The sequence below is a fragment of the Pseudomonas sp. E45-MNA-CIBAN-0222 genome, assembly GCF_040310405.1.
Classification (GTDB): Bacteria; Pseudomonadota; Gammaproteobacteria; order Pseudomonadales; family Pseudomonadaceae; genus Stutzerimonas; species Stutzerimonas stutzeri_AC.
Genome location: NZ_JBEOPU010000006.1, coordinates 212,369 through 233,486 on the forward strand (window position 1 = coordinate 212,369; position 21,118 = coordinate 233,486).

A 21,118-nucleotide genomic window follows, 5' to 3' on the forward strand; every position below is an offset into this window, starting at 1 on the left:
GATGGTCAGTGGACTCGACGGCGTCGCCAATCGTTCCGGCCCGCTAGCAGCCTGGCTGTTTACGGGCGAGTCACTGCTCCAGCGCACCCGCCCGTGGCGCTTACTTGACGTTGGCCAGATCGCCCTTGAGTGCGACACCGGCCATGATAGCCCCGGCATGGCATTCGTACTTCTGGCTGTCCTTGTACTCGACGTGCTTGTAGTTGCTGGCGATGTTCACCACGGCGTTGGTACCGGCGGCCTTGGCTGCCTGCTGCATCGCGATGAGCGCCGATTGCAGGGCCCAGTTGCATGCGCCCTCGTCGGTCTTGTTGAAGGCATTGGTCTTCTTGCTAGTGGTGACACCGCTGCGCACGACCTTGGCGCTCGAAGGCGTCTTGCCTGCCAGGAAGAACTTCACGCTGCCGTCCAGGCGTCCGGCCTGGGTTGCTTCAGCTACGACAGCGTCGAATGGCAGGTAGTGAGTGGTATCGCGGGCGTGGCTGATACCAGGTACAGCCAGAAGCGCAAGTGCAGCGCCGATCCATGCGGTTGTCTTCATCTGTTTTTTCCTAGCGTTGTTGTTGGGGGAAGCCCTCAGGGCCAGCGGCGAAAGATCAGCGAAGTGTTGATCCCGCCAAAGGCGAAATTGTTGTTCATCACGTACTCGTGCTGCATGGTGCGCGGCGCGCCCCGCAAATAGTCGAGTTCGCCACAGCGCGCGTCGACGGCATCCAGATTCAGTGTGTGGATGTAGTGGTCGCGGTTGAGCATTTCGATGCTGAACCAGGATTCCAGCGCGCCGCAGGCACCCAGCGTGTGGCCGAGGAAAGACTTTTGCGAGCTGATTGGCATGCGGCTGCCGAACAGCGCCTGGGTGGCCAGGGTTTCGGCGATGTCGCCCTGTTCGGTGGCCGTACCGTGGCCATTGACGTAGCCGATGGCAGCAGGCGCGAGACCTGCGTCTTCCAGGGCCAGCTCCATGGCCCGGCGCATGGTCAGCTGCTCGGGTTTGGTCGCGTGTTGGCCGTCTGCATTGCTGCCGAAGCCGACAAGCTCGGCATGAATCTTCGCCCCACGCGCCAGGGCATGCTCCAGCTCCTCGAGCACCAGCATGCCGGCGCCTTCGCCGATCACCAGGCCGTCCCGATCGCTGTCATAGGGACGTGGTGAGGTATGCGGTGCGTCGTTCTTGAGGCTGGTGGCGTAGAGCGCGTCGAAAACCATCGCCTCGGTAGCGCACAGCTCCTCGGCCCCGCCGGCGAGCATCAGCGGCAAGCGTCCGAACTTGATCGCCTCGTAGGCGTAGCCGATACCCTGGCTGCCGCTGGTGCAGGCACTGGAGGTGGGAATCACGCGGCCGGTGAGGCCGAAAAAGATGCTGATATTCGCCGCGGTGGTGTGAGGCATCATGCGGATATAAGAGTTGGCATTGAGTCCGTCGGCCACCGAGTTCAGCAGCATGTTGCCGAACGCCTTGATCTCCTCGGTGCTGCCGGTGGACGAGCCGCAGGCGACGCCCATGCGACCATCGCGGATCGTGGCGTCGTTCAGCAGGCCGGCGTCAGCCAGTGCGCGCTCGGCGGCCAGCACCGACAGCCGCGACACGCGGCCCATGCTGCGCAACTGTTTGCGAGTCCAGTGCGCCGGTACGACGAAGTCGTCCACAGGGCCCGCCAGGCGTGTATTCAGTTCAGTGAAGCGATCCCATTCATGCATACGGCGGATGCCGCTACGGTTGGCGCTGAAATTGGCTTCGATGCTCGGCCAGTCACTGCCCAGCGACGTGATACCGGCCATGCCGGTAACGACCACGCGTTTGCCATTCATCAGCACAGCCCTCCGTTTACGGCGATGACCTGCCGGGTGATATACGCCGCCTCGCCAGACATCAGGAAATTCACCGCTCCGGCAACTTCCTCCGCGGTGCCCATACGCTGTGCCGGAATCATCTTCAGCATTTCCTCAATGGGGAGCTCGGCATCGAGCATCTCGGTGTCGATCAGTCCGGGCGCGACGCAGTTGACGGTGATCCTGCGCTTGCCCAGCTCCACTGCCAGGGCTTTTGCCGCTCCCATGACGCCAGCCTTGGATGCACTGTAGTTGACTTGGCCGCGGTTACCGATCAGTCCGGATACCGAGGTGATGCAGACGATGCGCCCCGGCTGGCGGCGGCGGATCATCGGCATGGTCAGGGGCTGCAGCACGTTGTAGAAACCGTCCAGATTGGTGCGCAGCACCTGGTCCCAGTCGTCGTCGCTCAGTGCCGGGAAGGCGCCGTCGCGGGTCAGACCAGCGTTGCAGACGACACCGTAGTAGGCGCCGTGTGCGTCGACGTCGGCTTCCAGCTCGCGCCGGCAGGCGGTGCGGTCGGCGATGTCGAATTGCAGGATGCGCGCGCTGCGACCCATCGCCTGGATCTCGGCCTGGACCGCTTCGGCTTGGTCGCGACGCGAGCGGCAGTGCAGCACGATGTCGTGGCCAGCCTGGGCCAGGCGCAGCGCGATGGCGCGACCGATGCCGCGGCTGGAGCCGGTGACGAGGACGGTTTCAGTCATGGGGCAGGCTCTTGTAGGTAACTCGCCACTTCGGGCGGGCGGAACACGTTCAGACGCGCCTCAGCATGGATGCCGGGGCCGTCGAGATGGCATTCGAAAACGCCCATGCCGTTGTCGTCCTGTAGCGAACGCATGGCGCGGACGCGCAATTGGGTGCCGACTGGAAAGGATTCGACATTGCACTGGTAGTTGCGAGTGCCCAGCAAGAAGCCAAGTTCCACCGGTTGGCCGGCCTGGCGTGCACGGCAGCCGGCAAAGGCCGCTACGCTCTGCGCCATGATCTCCACGCCGACCCATGCCGGCAGGCTGCCGTCGGCGGCGCTGAGCAAACCGTCGGCAGGCACCTGTAGCAGGGCTTCCACACTGTCGTCGTCGAAGCGCTCGACCCCGTCGAGCAGGATCATATCGCCGGCGTGGGGCAGCAGCTCGGCGATGGGCCAGTCGATCACGGTGCATCCCCCAGAATCAGGCTGATGTTGTTGCCACCGAAGGCGAAGGAGTTGCTCATCATCCGTCGTGGCCTTGTTGTATTCATGCGTGAACCCGCTGCTACCAGCTGCAATGCCGGCAACGCCGGATCGGGCTCGCCATCCCAGCGGTGCGGCGGTAGCTGCTGATCGGCGTTGAATGGCGACAGCGACAACCAGCAGAACGCTGCCTCCAGCGCCCCAGCTGCGCCGAGGGTGTGTCCGGTCAGCGGCTTGCTCGATGAGCAGGTCACGCCTTGGGGAAACAGCGCGGCCACGGCGATGCTTTCCATGGCGTCGTTGTGGCTCGTGGCGGTGCCGTGCAGGTTCAGATAATCGATCTGCTCAGCCGCGCAGCCTGCCTGTGCCAGTGCCTGGCGCATGGCGCTCAGTGCGCCGTGACCCTCTGGATCAGGCGCCGAGATATGGTGGGCATCGGAACTCGCACCGCCACCGAGCAGGGCGATGGCTTTCCCGCCGCTGGCCTGGCGGGTCATCAAAAACAGTGCTGCAGCCTCGCCGATATTGATGCCGTTGCGGTTGCGTGAAAATGGATTGCACAGTGTCTCGCTGGTGGCTTCCAGTGAGCTGAAGCCTTGTAGTGTCAGATCGCTGAGGCTGTCGACGCCCCCGCACAACACCGCGTCGCACAGGCCGGCATCAAGCAGACGCTTGGCGCTGAGCAGCGCTCGGGCGCTGGAGGTGCAGGCCGTGGAGATCGAATAGCAGGGGCCAGCCAGTTGCAGCCATTCGCCGAGAAAGCTGGCCGGCGCGGCAAGTTCCTGATGCGCGTAGTGGTAGCTGGCTGGAAACTGCCCATCACGCAGCAGGCCGGCAATACCCTGTGCGGCTTCCTGGATGCCCGTGGTACTGGTGCCCAGCACCACGCCGATACGACTCTGGCCGTAACGTGCGATGGCTTTTCGGATATCGCTTTCGATCTCCAGCGCGGCAGCCAGCAACAGCTGATTGTTGCGTGTGGCATGACGCGGATCTTCATCGGGCAATGGCGGCAGTGCGCAGCGGACGGCGCCCACCGGCAGTCGACGGCCGGCCACAGGCTGCGGGTGGGCTTGCATGCCCGAGGCATCACCGTCGAACAGGCGCGCGGCGACTTCGGCCTTGCCGCTGCCGAGCGCACAGATCACGCCGAGGGCGTTGAGGTAGGCGATCATCGGTGCTGGTTTCCGGTGGTCTCGGGCAGGGGGGCGACACCATAGGTCAGACCCGGCGCCACGTCGAGTTCAAAGCTCTGTGCGGATCGATAGCGCACTTGCCAGCGTACGCTGCCAGCCTGGCGCAGCTGTCGTTCAGCGGGGTCATGCTGCTCGGCTTCACCGCCATACAACGCGGCCAGTTGGTCGCGCCTGGTCAAGGCGAACAGCAGCGCGGCGAACAGTTCGCGAGCGTCTGGATTGGGTCGTAGCAGCCCATCGGCGTGCCAGTCGCCGTCGCGCAGTTGTTGCCGCGCGAGCGGGATGCCCAACGGATCGAGCAGCGACCAGCGCAGGGCCGGCCCTTCACGCTGGATCACCAGCAGCCAGTCCGCCGGCTCGCTGCCGCGCCGCTGGACGTGCAGTTGCAGCGGCACATTCAGCGCGGGTGTCTGTGTCGGCAGCGGTGCGCGCGCCGCACAGCCGGCGAGCAGCACGACGGCCAGCCAGACCAGCAGGCGCTTCATGCCCGTCGACTCATGCATCAGCCGCGCAGAGTTCGGCCAGTACGCGCAGACGGCGTTTGGGTTCGGCGACATAGGGGTTCTTTTCGTCCCAGGCATAGCCGGCGAGGATCGAGCTGATCATCCGGCGGATCTCCGGCTGGGCGTGTTCGTAGTAGATCACGTCTTGGAAGCTGCAATCGTACCAACCCTCCACGTAGGTCCGGAAGGTATCGACCCCACGCTTGAGCGGGGCGGCGAACTCGGTCTCCCAGTCCACCGTCTCACCGCTCAGCTGGCGATGCAGCACGGCGGCGGCCATGTGTGCCGAGCGCATGGCGATCGTCACACCGGAGGAAAACACTGGGTCGAGAAATTCCGCAGCATTGCCGAGCAGCGCGAACCCCGGACCGTGCAGGCTTTTGACGTTGGCCGAGTAGCCGCCGATCAGCCGTGCCGGTGTGTCCCATTGCGCATTTTTGAGGATGCGCTTGAGGTTCGGCGCTTCCAGAACGAACTCGCGCAGGCAGGCATCCAGGTTCACCGGCCGGCCCTCGTAGCGTTCAGCACTGGCGACGACGCCTAGCGAGCAGCGACCGTTGCTGAAAGGGATGGTCCAGTACCAGACATCGCGCAGCTCGGGATGGGTGGTGATGAGGATCTTCTCGCGGTCGAAGCACGGGTCGTCGATACGGTCCTCGATGTGGGTGAAGATCGCCCTGCGCACCGGGAATCCCGATGGCGCTTCCAGGTCAAGCAGCTGCGGCAGCACGCGACCGTAGCCGCTGGCATCAAGCACGAAGGCGGCATCGACGCGGTATTCGCTGCCATCGGCCCGGCGCACCTGCAGCCAGGGTCGCTCGCCGCCGAAGTCTGCGGCGGTCACCTCTTCCTCGTAGCGGATATCCACGCCCTGCAGCTCGGCCTGATCGGCCAGTAGTTTGTCGAAATCGGCACGCTGGACCTGATAGGTGCTGCCGTGGCCAGCGGTGAATTTGTCGCGAAAATCGAATTCGGTGTAGCGCTCACCCCAGCCGAAAGCCGCGCCATGCTTGGTCTGGAAGCCTGCGGCGCGCACTGCTTCGAGCATGCCTGCTTCCTCGATGAAATCCAGACAGTGCGAGAGCAGGCTTTCGCCGATGGAAAAACGCGGAAAGCGTTGCCGCTCGACGATCAGTACGTCGTGCCCCTTGCGCTTGAGCAGCGCGCCGGCGATGGCGCCTGACGGCCCGGCGCCGATGATCACGACTTCACGGTGTTGCAACTCAAGCGGCGCCATGGGGGCTCCCTGCATGTGGTGGTGGGTCTTGCTCGATGGTGGCCCAGGGGGCCAGGAAAAAACTGAATGCCAGCCCGAGGCTGACCGTGAGGCCGAAATTACTCACCGCCGGTGTGCTGGAAATAGCCAGCAGACCGAACGACAGCCAGGTGGTCGTCGCCGCTAGTAGGGTGCCGACCAGGCTGACCGCTGCACCGCCGACCCGCTCGCGCATCAGGATCGCGTAATCGACGCCGATGGCCGTTACCAGCAACAGGCCGAACAACCCGAAAAGCGTCAGCGGTTGTCCAAGCCAGCCCAGGCAGGCCAGGCTCGCCAATGCCGCCAGCAATGGCACTGCGATACAGCGCAAGGCACCGCTGGCGCCGAATGGCAGGCACAGCAGGGCGAAGATCAACAGACTGGCAAGCACCTTCAGCACGGCCGCCTGCAGCTTGGTATCGGCAAACAGCTGATTGAGTTGCGCTGGCCGATCGACCAGGGTCGTACCTGGAACACCCTCGGCGATTGCCGCCAGCGGCGCGCTGTCGCGTAGGCCTTGCAGGCTGATCAGTCCGGCTACCCCCTCGTCTGTCTGCTCAAGCCAGAGCGCCCGCCAGGCTTCGCCCAACGGCCCGCCAAGCGCCGCCTCGATAGTCACCGGCGGGAGTGCCTGCAGGCGCTCGATCTCCGCCTGTAACCGACGGGGCTCAATGCCTAGCGCCTCAAGCGGCTGACTCAGCGCGAGCAGTTGCGGCAGGGCCGCACGCAGTCGCGCTTGCTCGGAGGTCGTTGCGACCAACTGGCTCAGGGCTAGATAGCCACCTAGCCGCTGCTCGCGTTGCAGTGCGTCCAGTTGCCGACTTAGTTCGGCCTGGCGCATGAGCAGTTGATCTGCATCTGCGGCGCGGACGAGTAAATACTGGCTGGTGGGCTGAAATCCGGTGATCGCGCCAATGCGCTCGGCTTGTCGTTGCAGTTCCGGTGCATTGCTCACCCATTGGCGCAGATCGTCCTTGAACGACAGCTGCAGGACACCGCCCATGCAGAACAGCCCTAGGCCGGCGAGCAGCCAGGGCGTACCGAGGTGCGCCAGCAGCGCCAGGCGCAGGCGCAGCCAGTGCCCTGCCCAGCCAAGTGGCTGCGGCCAGGGCGTGAGGCTGCGGCTGAAGATAACTGGCAATAGGCACGTGGTGCAGAGAAAGGCACCGAGCAACCCGGCGGCAGAGAAAACCGCCACCTGTGTCAGCGCCGGAAACGGGGTGAAAGCGAGGGCAAGGTAGCCGATCAGGTTGGTGGCGAGCGCCAAAGTCAGGCCCGGGAGGATCAACTGCAGTCCCTGCCGGCCTCGCCAAGGTTGCAATGTCCAGCTCTTGGATAGGTAGTGCAGCGGAAAGTCCAGGCTGACGCCGATCAGGCTGGCGCCGAGTACCAGTGTCAGCACGTGCATCTGTCCGAACAGCGCCACGCACGCCGCTGCACCGGCCAACGCACCGACGGCCACCGGCAGCGCCGCCAGCAGAATGCGCGGGGTACGAAACAGCCAGAGCAAGAGCACCAGCGTGGCGCCTAGCGACAGGCTGCCGATCAGGCTCGCTTCGTCGCGCGCCGTACGTTGACCATGCGCGGCATGCAGCACGCCGCCGGCACTCAGCAGTTCGCCTCCCGCAGCTTCGACGTCGTTACGAGTGTTTTCGACCAGCGCAGCCACTTGCTGCGGCAAGCGCTCGTCGAAGGCATCGCCACGGCTGCGCGCATGAACCACGGCCCAACGCTGGCCCGCGTACTCGGCAACGAGGCTCCCGTCGGTATCTGCCCGCACGTTGCCCGTCTGCGGCAAGCGCTGCAGCGCCAGGCTGGCAATACCGAGCCAATCCTGTTCCACCGGCAGCGGACTTGCGGCAAATGGATCGTAGAGCCGCTCGACGCGTTGCAGGATGTACTGCTCGGGATGCTCGATCAGCTGCTCGCGATCGGTGCTGGTCAGTAAGGCCAGTGAATGCTGAAACAGCTGCTGCTTCACGGCTGGAAGATCGCTGTTCAGCGTTGTTCGAACCTGTTCGAACTGGCCGCTTTCCTGCAAATCCGTAGCGATGTCCATGACCAGGCGGCGTGCCTGTTGTTCGTCGGCATGGCGGACCAGCAACATCAGGTCGCGATTGAGCGGCTCCTGCATGCGTTCGGCCGCCAGTTGCTCAAGGGTGTCATGGCTGCCGCTGGGCAGCAGTTGCAGCAGATTGGCGCTCAGTGGCGGGCCGTTGCGCCATTGCCAGGCGCTCAGTGCCAGCAGGCCGATCAGCGCGAGGCCGAAGAGAATCGCCGGCCAGCGCCGGGAGGGCAGCTGATCAGTTGGCAAGATCGTGCTGCTCGCTGGTGTTGAGGTGGTCGTCGATCTGGCTGTCGAGCAGGCGCAGCACGGTGCGGTCGCCTTGAGCTTCGCGCAACTCGACCTGTGCAACGGTGCCGCCGCCCTCGATCTCGATGGCCTCGAAAACCTGCTTTAGCAGCGCGCCACGCGGGACCAGCAGCAGGCGCCAGGCGCTCGGCTCGCCGCTGAGAGTAAGCTCGAAGTCGCGCTGCAGGGCCAGCGTATCGCCGCTCAGTACGGCGAGGAACAGCTGGTTCTGCCGCGCCGAACTGCCCTTCGGGTCGATCGCCAGCCAGTTGCGCTCGCTGCGCTTGGCAATGCCTTCGCGGGTGATGCGGTAGTCCTGACGAATCGGCTCCTGCAGCAGCCAGAGCAGGCCATGGTCGCGGGCAAGGACGAAACGGCCCAGGCTGGTCAGCGGCTGCGGCAGGGCACGCAGGTGTTTTTCCTGAATGAAGTCTCCGCGCACCACGGCAGGTTGGCTCAGCTGCTGGGCAAGCTGTTGCAGATCGAACGCCTGCGCCGTGGCGCTGATCAGCAGCAGGCTCGCAGCGGCCAGCAGCCTTGTCAGCTCTATGGTGATTGCCCTCATGCCAGCGCTCGCTCGACCGCGTCGACAAAGACCCGTGGTGATGCCAGCAGCATTTCGCGGCTGGCCATTTCTACTGCCACTTGCACTGTGCTGCCACGGGTCATGCGCTCGCCACTGTCGGCATCGCGGATCAGGTAGTTGATCTTCAGGCGGTTCTCCCATTCGACCAGGTCGGCGCGCACGATGATGCGCTGGTTGAAACGGGCGCCGCGCATGTAGCGCAACTGCACGTCGATGATCGGCCAGGCATAGCCGGCTTCGCGCATCTGCTGGTAGTTGTGGCCGATGCGTTCGAGCAGCGCGCAGCGGGCGACTTCGAAGTACTTGACGTAGTGGCCGTGCCAGACCACATCCATGGAGTCGACATCGAAGAATGGCACGAGGATCTCAACCTCGGCCTGCAGTACACCGTCCTTACGCATAGAGGCTCCAATGCCGGTTGCGAATCTGCGCGATACACAGGCGCAGTTCGCCTTCCAGTGCGCGGTCTTCGATCAGTGGCGGGAAATCCTCGGCCAGCGTGGCGTGCATGGCTGCCAGCGGCGCGGGAAGCGCATGCGCATCGCTCTGACGCTGGCGCAGCCAGACGCCCTGCTGCGCGGCGAGCAGCGTGGCCGCGGCGACCTGCTCGCTCAGCTCCAGGTTGCGCAGCGCATCGCGGGCGGCGATGGTGCCCATGCTCACCTTGTCCTGATTGTGGCATTCGGTAGAGCGCGAGAAGACGCTGGCCGGCATGCTGTTTTTCAGTGCTTCGGCGGTCCAGGCGCTGGCGCCGATCTGCACCGCCTTGAAGCCGTGATTGATCATCGCGGTGGCGGCCGGCGCACCGGAAAGGTTGCTCGGCAGGCCATGGTTGTAGCGGCTATCGACCAGCAGGGCGAGCTGGCGGTCGAGCAGGTCGGCGACGTTGGCCACCAGGTTCTTCAGGCTGTCCATGGCGAAGGCGATATGCCCGCCGTAGAAATGTCCGCCGTGCAACACGCGCTCGTTGTCGGCATCGATGATCGGGTTGTCGTTGGCGCTGTTCAGTTCAGTCTCGATGAACTGGCGCAGCAGGCCCAGGCTGTCGGCCAGCACGCCGAGTACATGGGGCGCGCAGCGAATCGAGTAGCGATCCTGCAGGCGGTGCAGGGGTGCAGCTGGGGCGTCGATGGCCAAGTCCTGGCGAATCCAGGCGGCGACCTGGGCCTGGCCCGGATGGGGTTTGGCGGCGAACAGGCGCTCGTCGAAATGCTCCGGATTGCCTTGCAGCGCGATCACGTTCAGCGCGGTGATGCGGGTCGCCAGCTGCAGCAGGTAATCGGCGCGGGCGTAGGCCAGGCAGGCGAGACCCGTCATCACGGCGGTGCCGTTCATCAGCGCCAGCGCCTCCTTGGGGCGCAGCGTTAAAGGCGTCCAGCCAAGCTGGCGGTGCACCTCGGCGGCGCTGCGGCGCTCACCGCGATACAGCACCTCACGCTCGCCGGCGAGGGTGGCGGCGACATAGGACAGCGGGGTCAGGTCGCCGCTGGCACCGACCGAACCTTCCTCAGGAATCAGCGGCAGCACGTCGTGTTCGAGAAACGCCTGCATGCGATCGAGCAGCTCGATCCGCACACCGGACATGCCGTGGGTCAGCGAACGCAGGCGCGCCGCGAGTACGGCGCGGGTGGCTTCGGCGTCCAGCAGCTTGCCCAGGCCGCAACCGTGAAAGGTGAACAGGTGCTGCGGCAGCGCTTCGACCTGATGCAGCGGCACCGCCACCACGCAGGAGTCGCCATAGCCGGTGGTGACGCCATAGATCACGCCTTCGCGATCCAGTAGCGTGTCGAGAAACTGCGCACCGCGGGCGATGCGGCTGCGGAACGCTTCGTCCGCTTGCAACCCGGCCGGTGCGCGGCGTTGCGCCACGGCCAGCACATCTTCGATGCGCAGATGGTTTTCGCCAAAGATCACGGGCTCAGTCACGACGTCGGTCCTGTGTGTTCCAGAAAGGGTAGAAGTTGAACCATTGCAGCGGTGCCTCCAGGCAGCGTGCGGCGAGGCGATCGGCGTAGCGCTGCACCGCCTGCTTGATCACCGCTTCACGCTCGGCGCGGCGCCAGTGGATGCGCTCGGCGAAGGGCTCCAGATGCACATGGAAACGACCTTCATGTTTGAGGCAGAACAACAGGTTCACCGGGCATTCGAGCAGGCCGGCAAGCAGCCAGGGGCCCTGGGGAAGTGCCGCGGGCTGTCCCAGAAAGGCGACCTCTGCAGTACGCCCACCGTGCAGCGGCACCCGATCACCGGCAATGGCCAGCCATTCGCCTCGCTCCAGACGCTGGGACAGCTGCAGCATGGTCGCCGGGTTCAGCTCGCTGACCTGAATCAGCCGCAGATTATCGGCACCGGATTGATCGAGAAGGCGGTTGAATTGTTCGGCGTGGCGGGTATGCACGAGCACGTTCATCTGCACTTCGCCGCCCATTTCTGCCAAGGCCCGGCAGATCTCCAGATTGCCCAGATGCGAGCCGACCAGTAGCTGGCCGCGTGTGCTGGCAAAGCTAGCGTGCAGATTCGCTGGGTCGTGGATCACCAGACGCTCACGGCCAACGCGCCCGCTCCAAACATCCAGCTTGTCCAGCAGCGCCTCGGCGAAGCTCATGAATTGACGGTAGACCGACATGGCGCGCGGCTGCAGCTCGCTGCGCTTGCTCCAGTCAGCGAGGTTGCGCTGGTACTCGCGGGCGCTGTCGCGGGCGCTGCGACCGAACAGGTAGAAATACAGCACGATGATATAGAGCAGCGGCGCCATTGCCCGCCGGCCAAGCACCCGCACGGCCCAGGCGGTCAAGCGCATCAGTGCAAAGCTGCCGCGCTCACGTTGCGCAGCCCAATGCGAGGCAACTGGTGCTTCGCTCATCGCTGCAAGCGCCGTGCGAGCAGCTTAGGCGCACGCAGCAACATGCCAAAGAACAGCCGCGCATGCATGGCGGATATCAGCGCGTTGTCCAGCCACAGGCGAAAGTGCGAGATGCCGTCCTGCGGGTAATGCACCCGCGTTGGCAGCCAGATCATCGGCTGCTCCTGCCAGTGCAGGCGCACCAGAATTTCGGTGTCGAAGTCCATGCGTCGGCCCAGGCGCACACTGTCGATCAGCACCAGCGTTGGCGCCAACGGGTAGACGCGAAAGCCACACATCGAATCGCGGATCGACAGCGACAGCGTGTTAATCCAGACCCATACGTGGGTCAGATAACGGGCGTAAAGGCGGCCCTTGGGCACGCTGGCGTCGTATTGCGGATAGCCACAGATCAGCGCATCCGGTGCCTGGCTGGCGCGGTCGAGGAACAGCTCGACGCCGGAAAGATCGTGTTGGCCGTCGGCATCGACCTGCAGCGCATGGCTGAAACCCAGCCGCTGTGCCTCGCGCAGTCCGCTGATTACCGCGCCGCCCTTGCCTTGGTTGCGTAGGTGACGATGCAGGAAGACTTCGGGTTGCTCGGCGAGTTGGTCGATGACTGCGGCGGCGGCAGGTTGTGAACCGTCGTCCACCAGCACGCAGGGCAGGTCCGCGGCACGTAATGCGGCGACAACGGCAGGTAGGCTGCGTTCGTGGTTGTACACCGGAATCAGTGCGCAGGGCTTGAACCAGTCATCCTCCGGCTGCGGGGAAGGGGCAACCACTGTTGCTGCTGTGGTCGCCGCAACCGTCACGGGAGGCAACTCGTTCAAGGTGGTCATTGCTGTGCTCCCAGCAGGATGCGTCCGGACGAGCAGGGTTTGCCGTCGTTGTGGTAGGTGAAGTACAGCTTGCCGCGCTCGTGATCGAATCGCAGGCTCAGCTGCAGTCGGTCGCCAGGGCGGGCGAGTTGTTGGAATTTCAGCACTTCCATGCCGCCGAAGCGCGGCGGCAGATCGTCGATCAGTTCGCGTGCCAGGTTTATCGCCCACTCGATCTGGACGACGCCGGGGAGTACCGGCGTGCGCGGAAAATGGCCGCTGAAGTGGGCCAGGTCCAATGGCACGCCGAGTTCGATCTGCCAATGATGGTCCTGCCACTGCAGTTGCAGGCGTTCCGGTTGCCGAGGCCGCGGTGCCTGCAGCAGGGCGTCCAGCTCGGCCTGCGGCAGCTTGCCTTGAGCGTTGCTCGGCAGTTCACGCACCAGTCGCCAACGTCGCGGCAGCGCCAATGCTTCGCAGTGTGAAGCAAGATGCCGACGCAGCGTCTGAGTAACGGTACGACGCCCCTGATTGCGCAGGGCGAAAAGGCCGGCTTCGCTGAGCGCCACCAGTGCGCCGAGGTAGGCCCGGTTGTCCTGAATGACGCCCAGGCGCGCTTCGCCAACCCATGGGTGCTCGCCCAGTGCGCCTTCCAGCATGGGCAGAGAGATACGCTTTTCCTCCAGCTTGACGATGCGATCCAGTCGGCCGCGCAGGACGAAGCGGCCATCGGGTTGCAGCTTTACGCCATCGGCGGTTTGCTCCACATGGCCGCGCGGCAACCATGGCGACGTTACGCGCAGCGCACCCTGATCGTTCTGGCCCAGGTCGACGCCCGGTAGCGGCTGCCACAGCTCGCCACCTTGGCGCAAGGCAATGCCGCCGGTTTCCGAGCTGCCGTAGATTTCGGTTGGCCACTGGCCAAGGCGCTCCTGCAGGCGTTGCGCGGCTTCGACAGGGAGCGGGCCGCCGGAGGAGAATACTCGGCGCACCTGACGCAGCGCCGGCCAGTCGAGGTTGTCACCCATGCGCTTGAGCAGCGCCGGGCTCGCGACCCAGCAGAACGCCGGTTGGGCGCGACTGGCCAGTTGCATGTCCTCGGCAAAAGGCAGAGCCCGGCGCAGCGCCGGACGACCGGAGCACAGCGGCCAGAGCACGCGGAACAGCAGTCCATAGATGTGCTGCGTGGCGACGCTGCCGATTACACAGGCATCGCCAAGCTCGGCGCCCCACAGCGCTTCGAGTGCCTGCACTTCGCTGGCGAGCTGATGCAGGCGTTTGTCGATCAGCTTAGGCTCGCCGCTGGAGCCGGAGGTGCACAGCGTAAGGCCTAGCAGATCGGGATCGAGCTCGGCGGCGGCGAGGGGTTCAGCCAGGAGCTCCGCCAGGCATGGGTCGTCAGCTTGATCGGTCAGCCAGAGCTCCGCCAGCGGGCTCAGCCGTGCTCGGCTGGCAGGCTGCAGATCGGCAGGCAATAGTACGCGCACCCCGGCGCGCCAGGCGCCAAGCAGGGCGATAGCCAGCTGTCCGGCGTCCTCCAGGTGCACGGCGAGGGTTCGCACGCCGCGCTGTTGCAATCCGCCGGCTAGTTGGAGCGCCTCTTGCTGCAGCTGGCCGAGGCCCATTTCAGGGTTGCTGGTTATCGGGCGCGATGCGGTAGGCATCAGCAGCTCGCACATTGCAATCCAGTTCATGTTCGGCTCCTGACCCGTTGACGTATCAGCCATTCGCCAGCGAACAGCAATCCCATCAACAGATAGGCGATCAGACCGTTGTACAGGGTCCACCAGGCCAACGGCGCCCACAGCGTCAGAGCGGCGGCGATAGTGCCGTTGACGATGAAGAAGCCCACCCAGACCTTGGTCACCTGCCGCGTATAGTGCACTCCGGCTGTCGGCAGGTCGGGTTCCTGCAACCGTGCCAGCCGCTCGATTACGGGCATGCCGCTGAGCAGGCTCCCGGCGAACAGCACGAGCATGGCGGCATTGATCAGCACCGGATACCAGCGCAGCAGGACGGCGTTGTCGAGCAGCGCCAGCAGCAGGCAGAACAGCAGCGCAACGCCAGCCGTCCAGCGGCTTGCGGACCGGCCGCTGCTCAGCAGGCGGGCGAACCACAGCGCCCCGAGCAGCGCGGCAAAAACACGCGGTGAGAGGTGCCCGATGCCGAAATAGACGGCAAAGGGATACGCCAGCCCGGCAAGGAGAAGCGCGAAGCCCGCCATCCGGGCCATGCCGGTCGGGATTCTGGAAAAACGTGTGAGCATCAGAGAGTCCGGAAAATGCCTTGGGTACGCTGCAAGTCACTCAACCGTGACGCTGCGGCGTTTGTCAGGCTGTTTCCGTGCTGGTCAGGCGGTAAACCGCCTCGACCACGTCGCCTACGGTGCGCACAGCTTTGAATTCTTCGGCGGCAATCTTCTTGCCGGTCTGGCGCTTGATGTGATCGATCAGGTCAACGGCGTCGATACTGTCGATTTCCAGATCCTGGTAGAGGTTGGCTTCGAGGGTGACGCGCTCTGGCTCGAGCTCGAACAGTTCGACCAGGGCATCGCGCAGGGTCTGGAAAATCTCGTTACGGCTGTTCACGGGAGATACTCCTCAGGCGGTGGCACGGTTGGCGCTGACGAAGGCTGCCAGGCTGTCGACGTTGGCGAAGTGCTTGCGGGTGTCCTTGGCGTCGGCGTCTATCTTGATGCCGAAGCGCTTCTGGATAGCCAGGCCCAGCTCCAGTGCATCCACCGAATCCAGGCCAAGACCTTCGCCGAACAAAGGTTGGTCGGCAATGATGTCGTCCGGGCCGAGGTCTTCCAGACCCAAGGCGTCGATGATCAGTTGCTTGATTTCAAGCTTGAGTTGGCTCATCGAATGCGAGCTCCTTTATGAAGTGTCGGTGCAGATGGTCGTTTAGGCGTCGCGAGGCGATAGGTGCTGCGCCCAGGGCGGCGAATTGTCGTGGGTCGATGTCATCGCCCACACGCAGATGAAAGTGGAAGCGCTTAGAAGGAATGCGATACCAGGGTTCGGCTTTAGTCAGGGTAGTAGGCGTCACGCTGATCACCACGGGCGTCACCAACTGTGCTCCGCGCATGGCGATGGCGGCGGCACCCCGGTGGAATTGTGGCGGCTGGCCGGGAGTGGTGCGGGTGCCTTCGGGGAAGATGATCAGCGTCTGGCCTTGCTGCAGCGCTTCGGCCGCTTCGTCTAGCATCTCGGCGCTGCCGTTATTACTGATGTACTGCGCCGCGCGAATGGGCGCGCGGGTAAAGGGGTTGTCCCACAAACTCTGCTTGACCACGCAGTTGGCGTCGCGAATCAGCGCGATCAGCACCACCACGTCGATCAGCGACGGGTGGTTGGCGATGATCAACTGGCCGGGGCGCCCCAGCCGCTCTGCGCCTTCAACCTCATAGGTCAGCACGCCACTGCGATACATGAACTGTACGAACAGCCAGAACAGCTGACTGACTGTCTTTCGCGCACGGCGACGATGCGCAGTGGCATCGCCCGGAAGCAGCGAAAGCAGCGGAAATATGATCAGGCGTAGACAAAGGGCGCCGACGCCGAACAGGGCGAACGACAGGCCGGTGGCGACGAGTCGCCACAACCACGGCACGTTGGGCCGCTTCAGCGAGTCCGCTGCCAGTTCCATTTGCGCGTCTTCCATTGATGCGTGAATTGGGCGTGGTCGCTGAGCAGGGACCTGATCAACTCCAGCGCGTGGGGTTGCGGCTTTTGCGGCGCGGTTTCATCGGCGGCTTGCAGTTGCAGTTGCCAGCTATCGCCAGCGGTCAGGCGCAGCGCCAAGGCATAAGGAATGCAACCATCTTCGATCCAGGGCCGATAGGCCTCAGGAGGTAGCTCCTCGGCAATTACCAGCAGCACGGCCGGCGCGCCTTCGTTCAGTAGTAGGGCGGATTCCAGTACGGCATGTTCGAGCCCATCGCCCTCGGCCGCCAGCGCCGTCATCTCGCTGGGGTCGCCCTGCAGGATAGACCAGAGGCCGACGATGGCGTTGTGTACGGACAGGCTGAACTGAGTAGGCGAAAGCGGTTGTTCATTCGCTAAGTCGCTGAGCAGGGCGAAGTTGCGCGTGGTTTCGCCATGTCGAGAGGCATATACCAGGGGCATTGGGGGCTGGTTCTCAGCCAGCGGAGTGGCGACGGCAAAGACCATCCGCGCCAGACGGCTCAAGCGGCGGCGTTGCATCGCCGGGAGAAAGGCCACGTCCGGCTGAGCTTCGGGATCGCTCCGCCAATCGTCGGCTTGCGTCCAACGCAACCAGTCGGCGTGGCAGGTACGGCCCGGAGCCCAGGCCTGCCATTGGTCGATGTCGAAGCGTATTGCGTTCATGCCGGCACGGCCACTCGCGAACCCGCGTGGCATGCGCACTGACGTCCGTGTATTGCTTGCATTGGAAGTGCCGCTTGAGAAGAGCGGGCATTATCCAAGTGCGATGAACACTAGGCAAACATTGCGATACAGATCCGGATAGGAGGTCGCGAGAGTTGTGGAACTAGGTCGCAAATCCGTTGTCAGGCAACGGCTACCGCACGCCCTGCTGCGCTAGCCACGCCATCAGCTGTGGCAACGGCATTGCGCCGCTCTGCCGAGCGATCTCGCGGCCTTCACGAAAGAGGATCAGGCTGGGGATGGAGCGGATGCCGAGTTGCGTCGACAGCTGTGCATTGGCTTCGCTGTCGAGCTTGGCCAGGCGGCAGCGGCCTTGGAGCTGGCTGGCTGCCTGGGCGAAGGTCGGTGCGAAGCTGCGGCAGGGGCCGCACCAGCTGGCCCAGACATCCACCAGCAGCGGCAGGTCGCCCTTGATCTGGTTGGCGAACTGGCTCTGTTGCAGGTCGAACGGTGCACTCGTCAGAGCCTCGGCCTTGCAACGACCGCAGCGCGGCGCGTCCTGTAGTCGGTCGGCAGGAATGCGGTTGAGGCTGGCGCAGTGCGCGCAGGGGACGATCAGTGATTCGGTCATGGCGAGGCTCCACAGCGGTATGCCGTTAATGTGGAGCCTCGCTGCGGGATATCAAGCCGCAGCGTGCCGTTGTGCGGTCTTAGCCCTTCGAGGCGCTAAGCGCCTGGGCCAGATCGGCGAGGATGTCGTCGATGTGCTCAATACCAATGGATAGCCGGATCAGATCCTGGGAAACACCGGCTCGGGCAAGCTCCTCGGCATTCAGCTGGCGGTGCGTGGTGCTCGCCGGATGGCAGGCCAGGGATTTGGCGTCGCCGATGTTGACCAGGCGCACCACTAGTTTGAGCGCATCGATAAAGCGCGCGCCGGCCTCCATGCCACCTTCGATGCCGAAGCAGAGGATCGATGCCGGGGTGCCGTTCATGTAGCGGCGCGCCAGCTCATGTTCGGGGTGATCCGGCAGCCCGGCGAATTTCACCCAGGCCACTTGCGGATGAGCCTGCAGGTACTCGGCGACCTTCAGTGCATTCTCGCAATGGCGCTCCATGCGCAGCGCCAGGGTTTCCAGCCCCTGCAGGATCAGAAATGAATTGAACGGCGAGATCGCCGCGCCCATGTTGCGCAGCGGCACCACGCGGCAGCGACCGATGAAGGCGGCCGGGCCGAAGGCCTCGGTATAGGTGACGCCGTGGTAGGACACATCCGGCGTGTTCAGCAGGGCGAAGCGCTCCTTGTGCTGTGCCCAGGGAAACTTGCCCGAGTCGACCACGATGCCGCCGATGCTGGTGCCGTGACCGCCCATGTACTTGGTCAACGAATGCACGACGATGTCCGCGCCATGCTCGAACGGCCGGCAGAGCATCGGTGTGGCAACGGTGTTGTCGACGATCAGCGGCACGCCATGGCGGTGCGCGGCTTCGGCCAGCGCGGCGAGATCGATGATGTTGCCGGCAGGGTTGCCGATCGATTCGCAGAACACCGCCTTGGTGCGCTTGTCGATCAGCGCCTCCAGCGCGGCAATATCGTCATGGGCGGCGAAGCGCACTTCGATGCCCTGGCGCGGCAGGGTATGGGCGAACAGGTTGTAAGTGCCGCCGTATAGCTTGGCCACCGAGACGATGTTGTCGCCCACTTCGGCGATGGTCTGGATGGCGTAGGTGATCGCTGCCATTCCCGAGGCAACGGCCAGTGCCGCCACACCGCCTTCCAGCGCTGCGACACGCTGCTCGAGCACGTCGGTGGTGGGGTTCATGATGCGCGTATAGATGTTGCCCGGTACCTTCAGATCGAACAGGTCCGCACCGTGCTGGGTGTCGTCGAAGGCATAGGAGGTGGTCTGGTAGATCGGCACCGCCACCGCTCGGGTGGTGGGATCAGGGCTGTAGCCAGCGTGGATGGCGAGGGTTTCCAGTTTCATGCGCGCTCCTTTCTTCTTGTTGGTCGGGGCAAAGGCCGAGAGCATGAAACCCAACGCCTACTCGGTCAATGATCCAGGGCAAGCCTTGCCGTCAAAGCGGCGTAAGCGGCCAGAACAACGGGATCACCAGCGTGCCGACCATCCACAGCAGCAGGTTCAGCGGAATGCCGATCTTGAGAAAGTCGGTGAAGCGATAACCGCCGGCGTTATAGACGAAGGTGTTGGTCTGGTAACCGATCGGCGTGGCGAAGCTGGCGCTGGCGGCGAACATTACCGCGACCACGAACGCCCGGGGATCGACACCCATATGCTGGGCCAGACCGATGGCGATCGGCGTGATCAGTACGGCCACTGCGTTGTTCGACAGCATCTCGGTGAGCAGCGAGGTCAGCAGGTAGATGAAAGACAGCATGAACAGCGGTCCGGCCCAGGGCGTCAGCGTCGTTACGTTCTGCACGATCAGCTGCACAAGGCCCACCTTGTCCATGGCTATGCTGATCGCCAGCATGCCGAAGATCAGGCTGAGGATCTTCCAGTCCACCGCTTTATAGGCATCCTCGACATCCAGGCAGCGGGTCGCCAGTACCGACGCCGCACCGATGATCGCCAGGCCTTCGATCGGCATCACGCCGAAGGCTGCCAATACCATGACCGCCAGCGTGGCGATGATCGCAATTGGCGCCTTGTCGCGGCGGAAGGCGCGCTCCTGCACGGCATTGAGGCTGATCAGCTCACCGTTATCGGCGAAGCGCTTGATCTGCGCCGGCGTGCCTTCGACCAGCATCACGTCGCCGAACTGCAGCTGGAAGTCGTCGAAGTTGCCCTGAATGTTCTCGTCCTGGCGGTGCACGGCGAGCACGCTGATGCCATAGCGCGCGGACAGGTCGAGGTCGCGCATCGGTCGGTGACTGTAGCGCGAGCCGCGGCCAACGATGGCCTCGGCCAGGATCACGTCTTCACTGCTGATGGTTTCGAAGGCGTCGCCACGGTTGAAGGTGAGGTGGCCGCTTTCGCGCAGCTCCACCACGTCCTTTACCTGGCCATGGATCATCAACAGATCGCCGGCGGTCAGGGTGAAGTCATGCTCCGGGCGGCTGAACAGCTGGGTGTCGCGATTCACCTGCAGCACCTGCAGGCCGCTGCCGCCGTTGAGGTTGGCCTCGGCGATGGTCTTGCCGATCACCGGCGAGTTCGACGGCACGCGCAGCTCGGTCATGAAATTGCGATCCAGCCGCGGGCCGAGCAGCTTGGACAGCGTGTCGCGCTCCGGCAGCAGGTGTTTACCGATGGTGAGCAGATAGACCATGCCCGCGGCAGCCATGATCAAGCCCGCCCCGGTGATCTCGAACATGCCGAACGGCTCCAGCCCCGCCTTGCGCGCCACCCCGTCAACGAGGATGTTCGTCGAGGTACCGATCATGGTCAGCGTGCCGCCGAGGATGGTCGCGTACGAAAGCGGAATCAGCAGCTTGGAGGGTGTAGTGCCGGCGCGCTTGGCCAGCGAAATCGCCACAGGGGTAAGGATCGCTACCACCGGTGTGTTGTTGAGGCAGGCGGAAATCACCAGCGCGGTGATCGTCAGGCCGAACAGAACCCGCGTAGGGCTGGTGCCCACCAAATTGCCGAGCCAATTGCCCAGCGCATCGATGCAGCCGGTACGTTCCAGTGCCGCGGAAATGATGAACATGCAGGCGATGGTGACCGGAGCCGAGTTGGACAGCACGCCGAGCACCTCGCCGGGCGTCAGCAGCTGCGTCGCCAGCAGCACCGCCACAGCAATCGCCACGACGATATCCGGGCTCCAGCTCTCCCTTACGAACGCCACCAACACCCAGATCAACAAGGCGCAGACGAACAACAGCGGCAGCGATTCTGGAAGCATGAACGTCCTTAAGGATGGCGAGTAGGCAAGTCGAAACAACGACCCCGCGGCGCACGATAGAGACGTCAGCTTAGAGAGTCCAGAAACCTTTCCTGATGTTTATATGCGTTTTGGTTATTAATGGCGGGTAGCCGAGCGGCCAGGCGCAGAGGCTTCATTAGGTAGCGTCACGGCCTCAGGGAGATCGACGAAAAGCCGCGCATCGCGGGGGCTTTTGATGGTGGCGAGCCCACACGGACTCGATCCACCTGGCGCGAGCGTAGAGAACTATCAGCAGGGGTGCTGAAAACCTACCGCCAACGCAGTTGTAGCGCCGCTTCTTGGAGTCGAGCA

The 21,118-nt window shown here is 64.1% G+C and carries 22 protein-coding genes; all 22 read right to left on the bottom strand.

Annotated elements, in window-relative coordinates:
- Positions 1-100: 100 nt before the first annotated feature.
- Complete coding sequence (locus AAEZ08_RS11370; RefSeq protein WP_482695312.1) at positions 101-541, bottom strand: excinuclease; 441 nt, start codon at positions 539-541, stop codon at positions 101-103.
- Positions 542-576: 35 nt separating this feature from the next.
- Positions 577-1,809 carry a beta-ketoacyl-ACP synthase gene (locus AAEZ08_RS11375; RefSeq protein ID WP_500124297.1) on the bottom strand — a complete coding sequence of 411 codons (1,233 nt, stop codon included), beginning with the start codon at positions 1,807-1,809 and terminating at the stop codon, positions 577-579.
- Positions 1,809-2,537 (bottom strand): 3-oxoacyl-ACP reductase FabG, encoded by a 729-nt coding sequence (gene fabG, locus AAEZ08_RS11380; protein WP_482695315.1) that lies wholly within the window; start codon positions 2,535-2,537, stop codon positions 1,809-1,811. Before fabG ends, AAEZ08_RS11375 begins: the two co-directional genes overlap by 1 nt.
- Positions 2,534-2,986 carry a hotdog family protein gene (locus tag AAEZ08_RS11385; protein ID WP_500124298.1) on the bottom strand — a complete coding sequence of 151 codons (453 nt, stop codon included), beginning with the start codon at positions 2,984-2,986 and terminating at the stop codon, positions 2,534-2,536. Before AAEZ08_RS11385 ends, fabG begins: the two co-directional genes overlap by 4 nt.
- On the bottom strand, positions 2,983-4,179 hold the full coding sequence (locus AAEZ08_RS11390; protein WP_500124299.1) for a beta-ketoacyl-[acyl-carrier-protein] synthase family protein: 1,197 nt from the start codon (positions 4,177-4,179) through the stop codon (positions 2,983-2,985). Before AAEZ08_RS11390 ends, AAEZ08_RS11385 begins: the two co-directional genes overlap by 4 nt.
- Positions 4,176-4,685 carry a DUF3261 domain-containing protein gene (locus tag AAEZ08_RS11395; protein WP_500124301.1) on the bottom strand — a complete coding sequence of 170 codons (510 nt, stop codon included), beginning with the start codon at positions 4,683-4,685 and terminating at the stop codon, positions 4,176-4,178. Before AAEZ08_RS11395 ends, AAEZ08_RS11390 begins: the two co-directional genes overlap by 4 nt.
- A 10-nt stretch (positions 4,686-4,695) precedes the next feature.
- Positions 4,696-5,940 (bottom strand): NAD(P)/FAD-dependent oxidoreductase, encoded by a 1,245-nt coding sequence (locus AAEZ08_RS11400; protein ID WP_482695320.1) that lies wholly within the window; start codon positions 5,938-5,940, stop codon positions 4,696-4,698.
- The gene (locus AAEZ08_RS11405) at positions 5,927-8,260 is read right to left on the bottom strand and encodes an MMPL family transporter (protein ID WP_500124345.1); all 2,334 of its coding nucleotides are present in this window, start codon (positions 8,258-8,260) and stop codon (positions 5,927-5,929) included. Before AAEZ08_RS11405 ends, AAEZ08_RS11400 begins: the two co-directional genes overlap by 14 nt.
- Positions 8,261-8,264: 4 nt before the next feature.
- Entirely contained in the window at positions 8,265-8,879 is a 615-nt protein-coding gene (locus AAEZ08_RS11410; RefSeq protein WP_500124302.1) for an outer membrane lipoprotein carrier protein LolA, read from the bottom strand.
- Entirely contained in the window at positions 8,876-9,301 is a 426-nt protein-coding gene (locus tag AAEZ08_RS11415) for an acyl-CoA thioesterase (protein WP_482695323.1), read from the bottom strand. The genes AAEZ08_RS11410 and AAEZ08_RS11415 overlap by 4 nt, the downstream gene beginning before the upstream one ends.
- On the bottom strand, positions 9,294-10,826 hold the full coding sequence (locus tag AAEZ08_RS11420) for an HAL/PAL/TAL family ammonia-lyase (RefSeq protein WP_500124304.1): 1,533 nt from the start codon (positions 10,824-10,826) through the stop codon (positions 9,294-9,296). The genes AAEZ08_RS11415 and AAEZ08_RS11420 overlap by 8 nt, the downstream gene beginning before the upstream one ends.
- Complete coding sequence (locus AAEZ08_RS11425) at positions 10,819-11,763, bottom strand: lysophospholipid acyltransferase family protein (protein ID WP_482695325.1); 945 nt, start codon at positions 11,761-11,763, stop codon at positions 10,819-10,821. The genes AAEZ08_RS11420 and AAEZ08_RS11425 overlap by 8 nt, the downstream gene beginning before the upstream one ends.
- A complete protein-coding gene (locus AAEZ08_RS11430) occupies positions 11,760-12,584 on the bottom strand; it encodes a glycosyltransferase family 2 protein (RefSeq protein WP_500124305.1) in 825 nt (274 codons plus the stop codon). Before AAEZ08_RS11430 ends, AAEZ08_RS11425 begins: the two co-directional genes overlap by 4 nt.
- Positions 12,581-14,257, bottom strand: a complete 1,677-nt coding sequence (locus AAEZ08_RS11435) for an ApeI family dehydratase (protein ID WP_500124307.1) — start codon at positions 14,255-14,257, stop codon at positions 12,581-12,583. The genes AAEZ08_RS11430 and AAEZ08_RS11435 overlap by 4 nt, the downstream gene beginning before the upstream one ends.
- A complete protein-coding gene (locus AAEZ08_RS11440; RefSeq protein WP_500124308.1) occupies positions 14,254-14,829 on the bottom strand; it encodes a COG4648 family protein in 576 nt (191 codons plus the stop codon). Before AAEZ08_RS11440 ends, AAEZ08_RS11435 begins: the two co-directional genes overlap by 4 nt.
- A 64-nt stretch (positions 14,830-14,893) precedes the next feature.
- Positions 14,894-15,151 carry an acyl carrier protein gene (locus tag AAEZ08_RS11445; RefSeq protein ID WP_482695330.1) on the bottom strand — a complete coding sequence of 86 codons (258 nt, stop codon included), beginning with the start codon at positions 15,149-15,151 and terminating at the stop codon, positions 14,894-14,896.
- A gap of 12 nt (positions 15,152-15,163) precedes the next feature.
- The gene (locus AAEZ08_RS11450) at positions 15,164-15,427 is read right to left on the bottom strand and encodes a phosphopantetheine-binding protein (protein ID WP_102826210.1); all 264 of its coding nucleotides are present in this window, start codon (positions 15,425-15,427) and stop codon (positions 15,164-15,166) included.
- Positions 15,408-16,214 carry a lysophospholipid acyltransferase family protein gene (locus AAEZ08_RS11455; protein WP_482695332.1) on the bottom strand — a complete coding sequence of 269 codons (807 nt, stop codon included), beginning with the start codon at positions 16,212-16,214 and terminating at the stop codon, positions 15,408-15,410. Before AAEZ08_RS11455 ends, AAEZ08_RS11450 begins: the two co-directional genes overlap by 20 nt.
- Positions 16,190-16,915 carry a beta-ketoacyl synthase chain length factor gene (locus tag AAEZ08_RS11460; protein WP_500124309.1) on the bottom strand — a complete coding sequence of 242 codons (726 nt, stop codon included), beginning with the start codon at positions 16,913-16,915 and terminating at the stop codon, positions 16,190-16,192. Before AAEZ08_RS11460 ends, AAEZ08_RS11455 begins: the two co-directional genes overlap by 25 nt.
- Before the next feature lie 193 nt (positions 16,916-17,108).
- Positions 17,109-17,546, bottom strand: coding sequence for a thioredoxin TrxC (gene trxC, locus AAEZ08_RS11465; RefSeq protein WP_500124310.1), 438 nt, complete (start codon positions 17,544-17,546; stop codon positions 17,109-17,111).
- A gap of 79 nt (positions 17,547-17,625) precedes the next feature.
- Positions 17,626-18,903: a bifunctional O-acetylhomoserine aminocarboxypropyltransferase/cysteine synthase gene (locus AAEZ08_RS11470; RefSeq protein WP_500124311.1), complete on the bottom strand. Its 1,278-nt coding sequence runs from the start codon at positions 18,901-18,903 to the stop codon at positions 17,626-17,628.
- Positions 18,904-18,994: 91 nt separating this feature from the next.
- Complete coding sequence (locus AAEZ08_RS11475; RefSeq protein WP_003283504.1) at positions 18,995-20,785, bottom strand: SLC13 family permease; 1,791 nt, start codon at positions 20,783-20,785, stop codon at positions 18,995-18,997.
- Positions 20,786-21,118: the final 333 nt, after the last annotated feature.

Coding starts and splice junctions, on each gene's coding strand:
- AAEZ08_RS11395 (WP_500124301.1), bottom strand. CDS start 4,685: ATGAAGCGCCTGCTGGTCTGGCTGGCCGTCGTGCTGCTCGCCGGCTGT.
- AAEZ08_RS11425 (WP_482695325.1), bottom strand. CDS start 11,763: ATGAGCGAAGCACCAGTTGCCTCGCATTGGGCTGCGCAACGTGAGCGC.
- trxC (WP_500124310.1), bottom strand. CDS start 17,546: ATGACCGAATCACTGATCGTCCCCTGCGCGCACTGCGCCAGCCTCAAC.
- AAEZ08_RS11470 (WP_500124311.1), bottom strand. CDS start 18,903: ATGAAACTGGAAACCCTCGCCATCCACGCTGGCTACAGCCCTGATCCC.
- AAEZ08_RS11460 (WP_500124309.1), bottom strand. CDS start 16,915: ATGAACGCAATACGCTTCGACATCGACCAATGGCAGGCCTGGGCTCCG.
- AAEZ08_RS11400 (WP_482695320.1), bottom strand. CDS start 5,940: ATGGCGCCGCTTGAGTTGCAACACCGTGAAGTCGTGATCATCGGCGCC.
- AAEZ08_RS11450 (WP_102826210.1), bottom strand. CDS start 15,427: ATGAGCCAACTCAAGCTTGAAATCAAGCAACTGATCATCGACGCCTTG.
- AAEZ08_RS11475 (WP_003283504.1), bottom strand. CDS start 20,785: ATGCTTCCAGAATCGCTGCCGCTGTTGTTCGTCTGCGCCTTGTTGATC.
- AAEZ08_RS11415 (WP_482695323.1), bottom strand. CDS start 9,301: ATGCGTAAGGACGGTGTACTGCAGGCCGAGGTTGAGATCCTCGTGCCA.
- AAEZ08_RS11430 (WP_500124305.1), bottom strand. CDS start 12,584: ATGACCACCTTGAACGAGTTGCCTCCCGTGACGGTTGCGGCGACCACA.
- fabG (WP_482695315.1), bottom strand. CDS start 2,537: ATGACTGAAACCGTCCTCGTCACCGGCTCCAGCCGCGGCATCGGTCGC.
- AAEZ08_RS11370 (WP_482695312.1), bottom strand. CDS start 541: ATGAAGACAACCGCATGGATCGGCGCTGCACTTGCGCTTCTGGCTGTA.
- AAEZ08_RS11390 (WP_500124299.1), bottom strand. CDS start 4,179: ATGATCGCCTACCTCAACGCCCTCGGCGTGATCTGTGCGCTCGGCAGC.
- AAEZ08_RS11435 (WP_500124307.1), bottom strand. CDS start 14,257: ATGAACTGGATTGCAATGTGCGAGCTGCTGATGCCTACCGCATCGCGC.
- AAEZ08_RS11375 (WP_500124297.1), bottom strand. CDS start 1,809: ATGAATGGCAAACGCGTGGTCGTTACCGGCATGGCCGGTATCACGTCG.
- AAEZ08_RS11410 (WP_500124302.1), bottom strand. CDS start 8,879: ATGAGGGCAATCACCATAGAGCTGACAAGGCTGCTGGCCGCTGCGAGC.
- AAEZ08_RS11440 (WP_500124308.1), bottom strand. CDS start 14,829: ATGCTCACACGTTTTTCCAGAATCCCGACCGGCATGGCCCGGATGGCG.
- AAEZ08_RS11455 (WP_482695332.1), bottom strand. CDS start 16,214: ATGGAACTGGCAGCGGACTCGCTGAAGCGGCCCAACGTGCCGTGGTTG.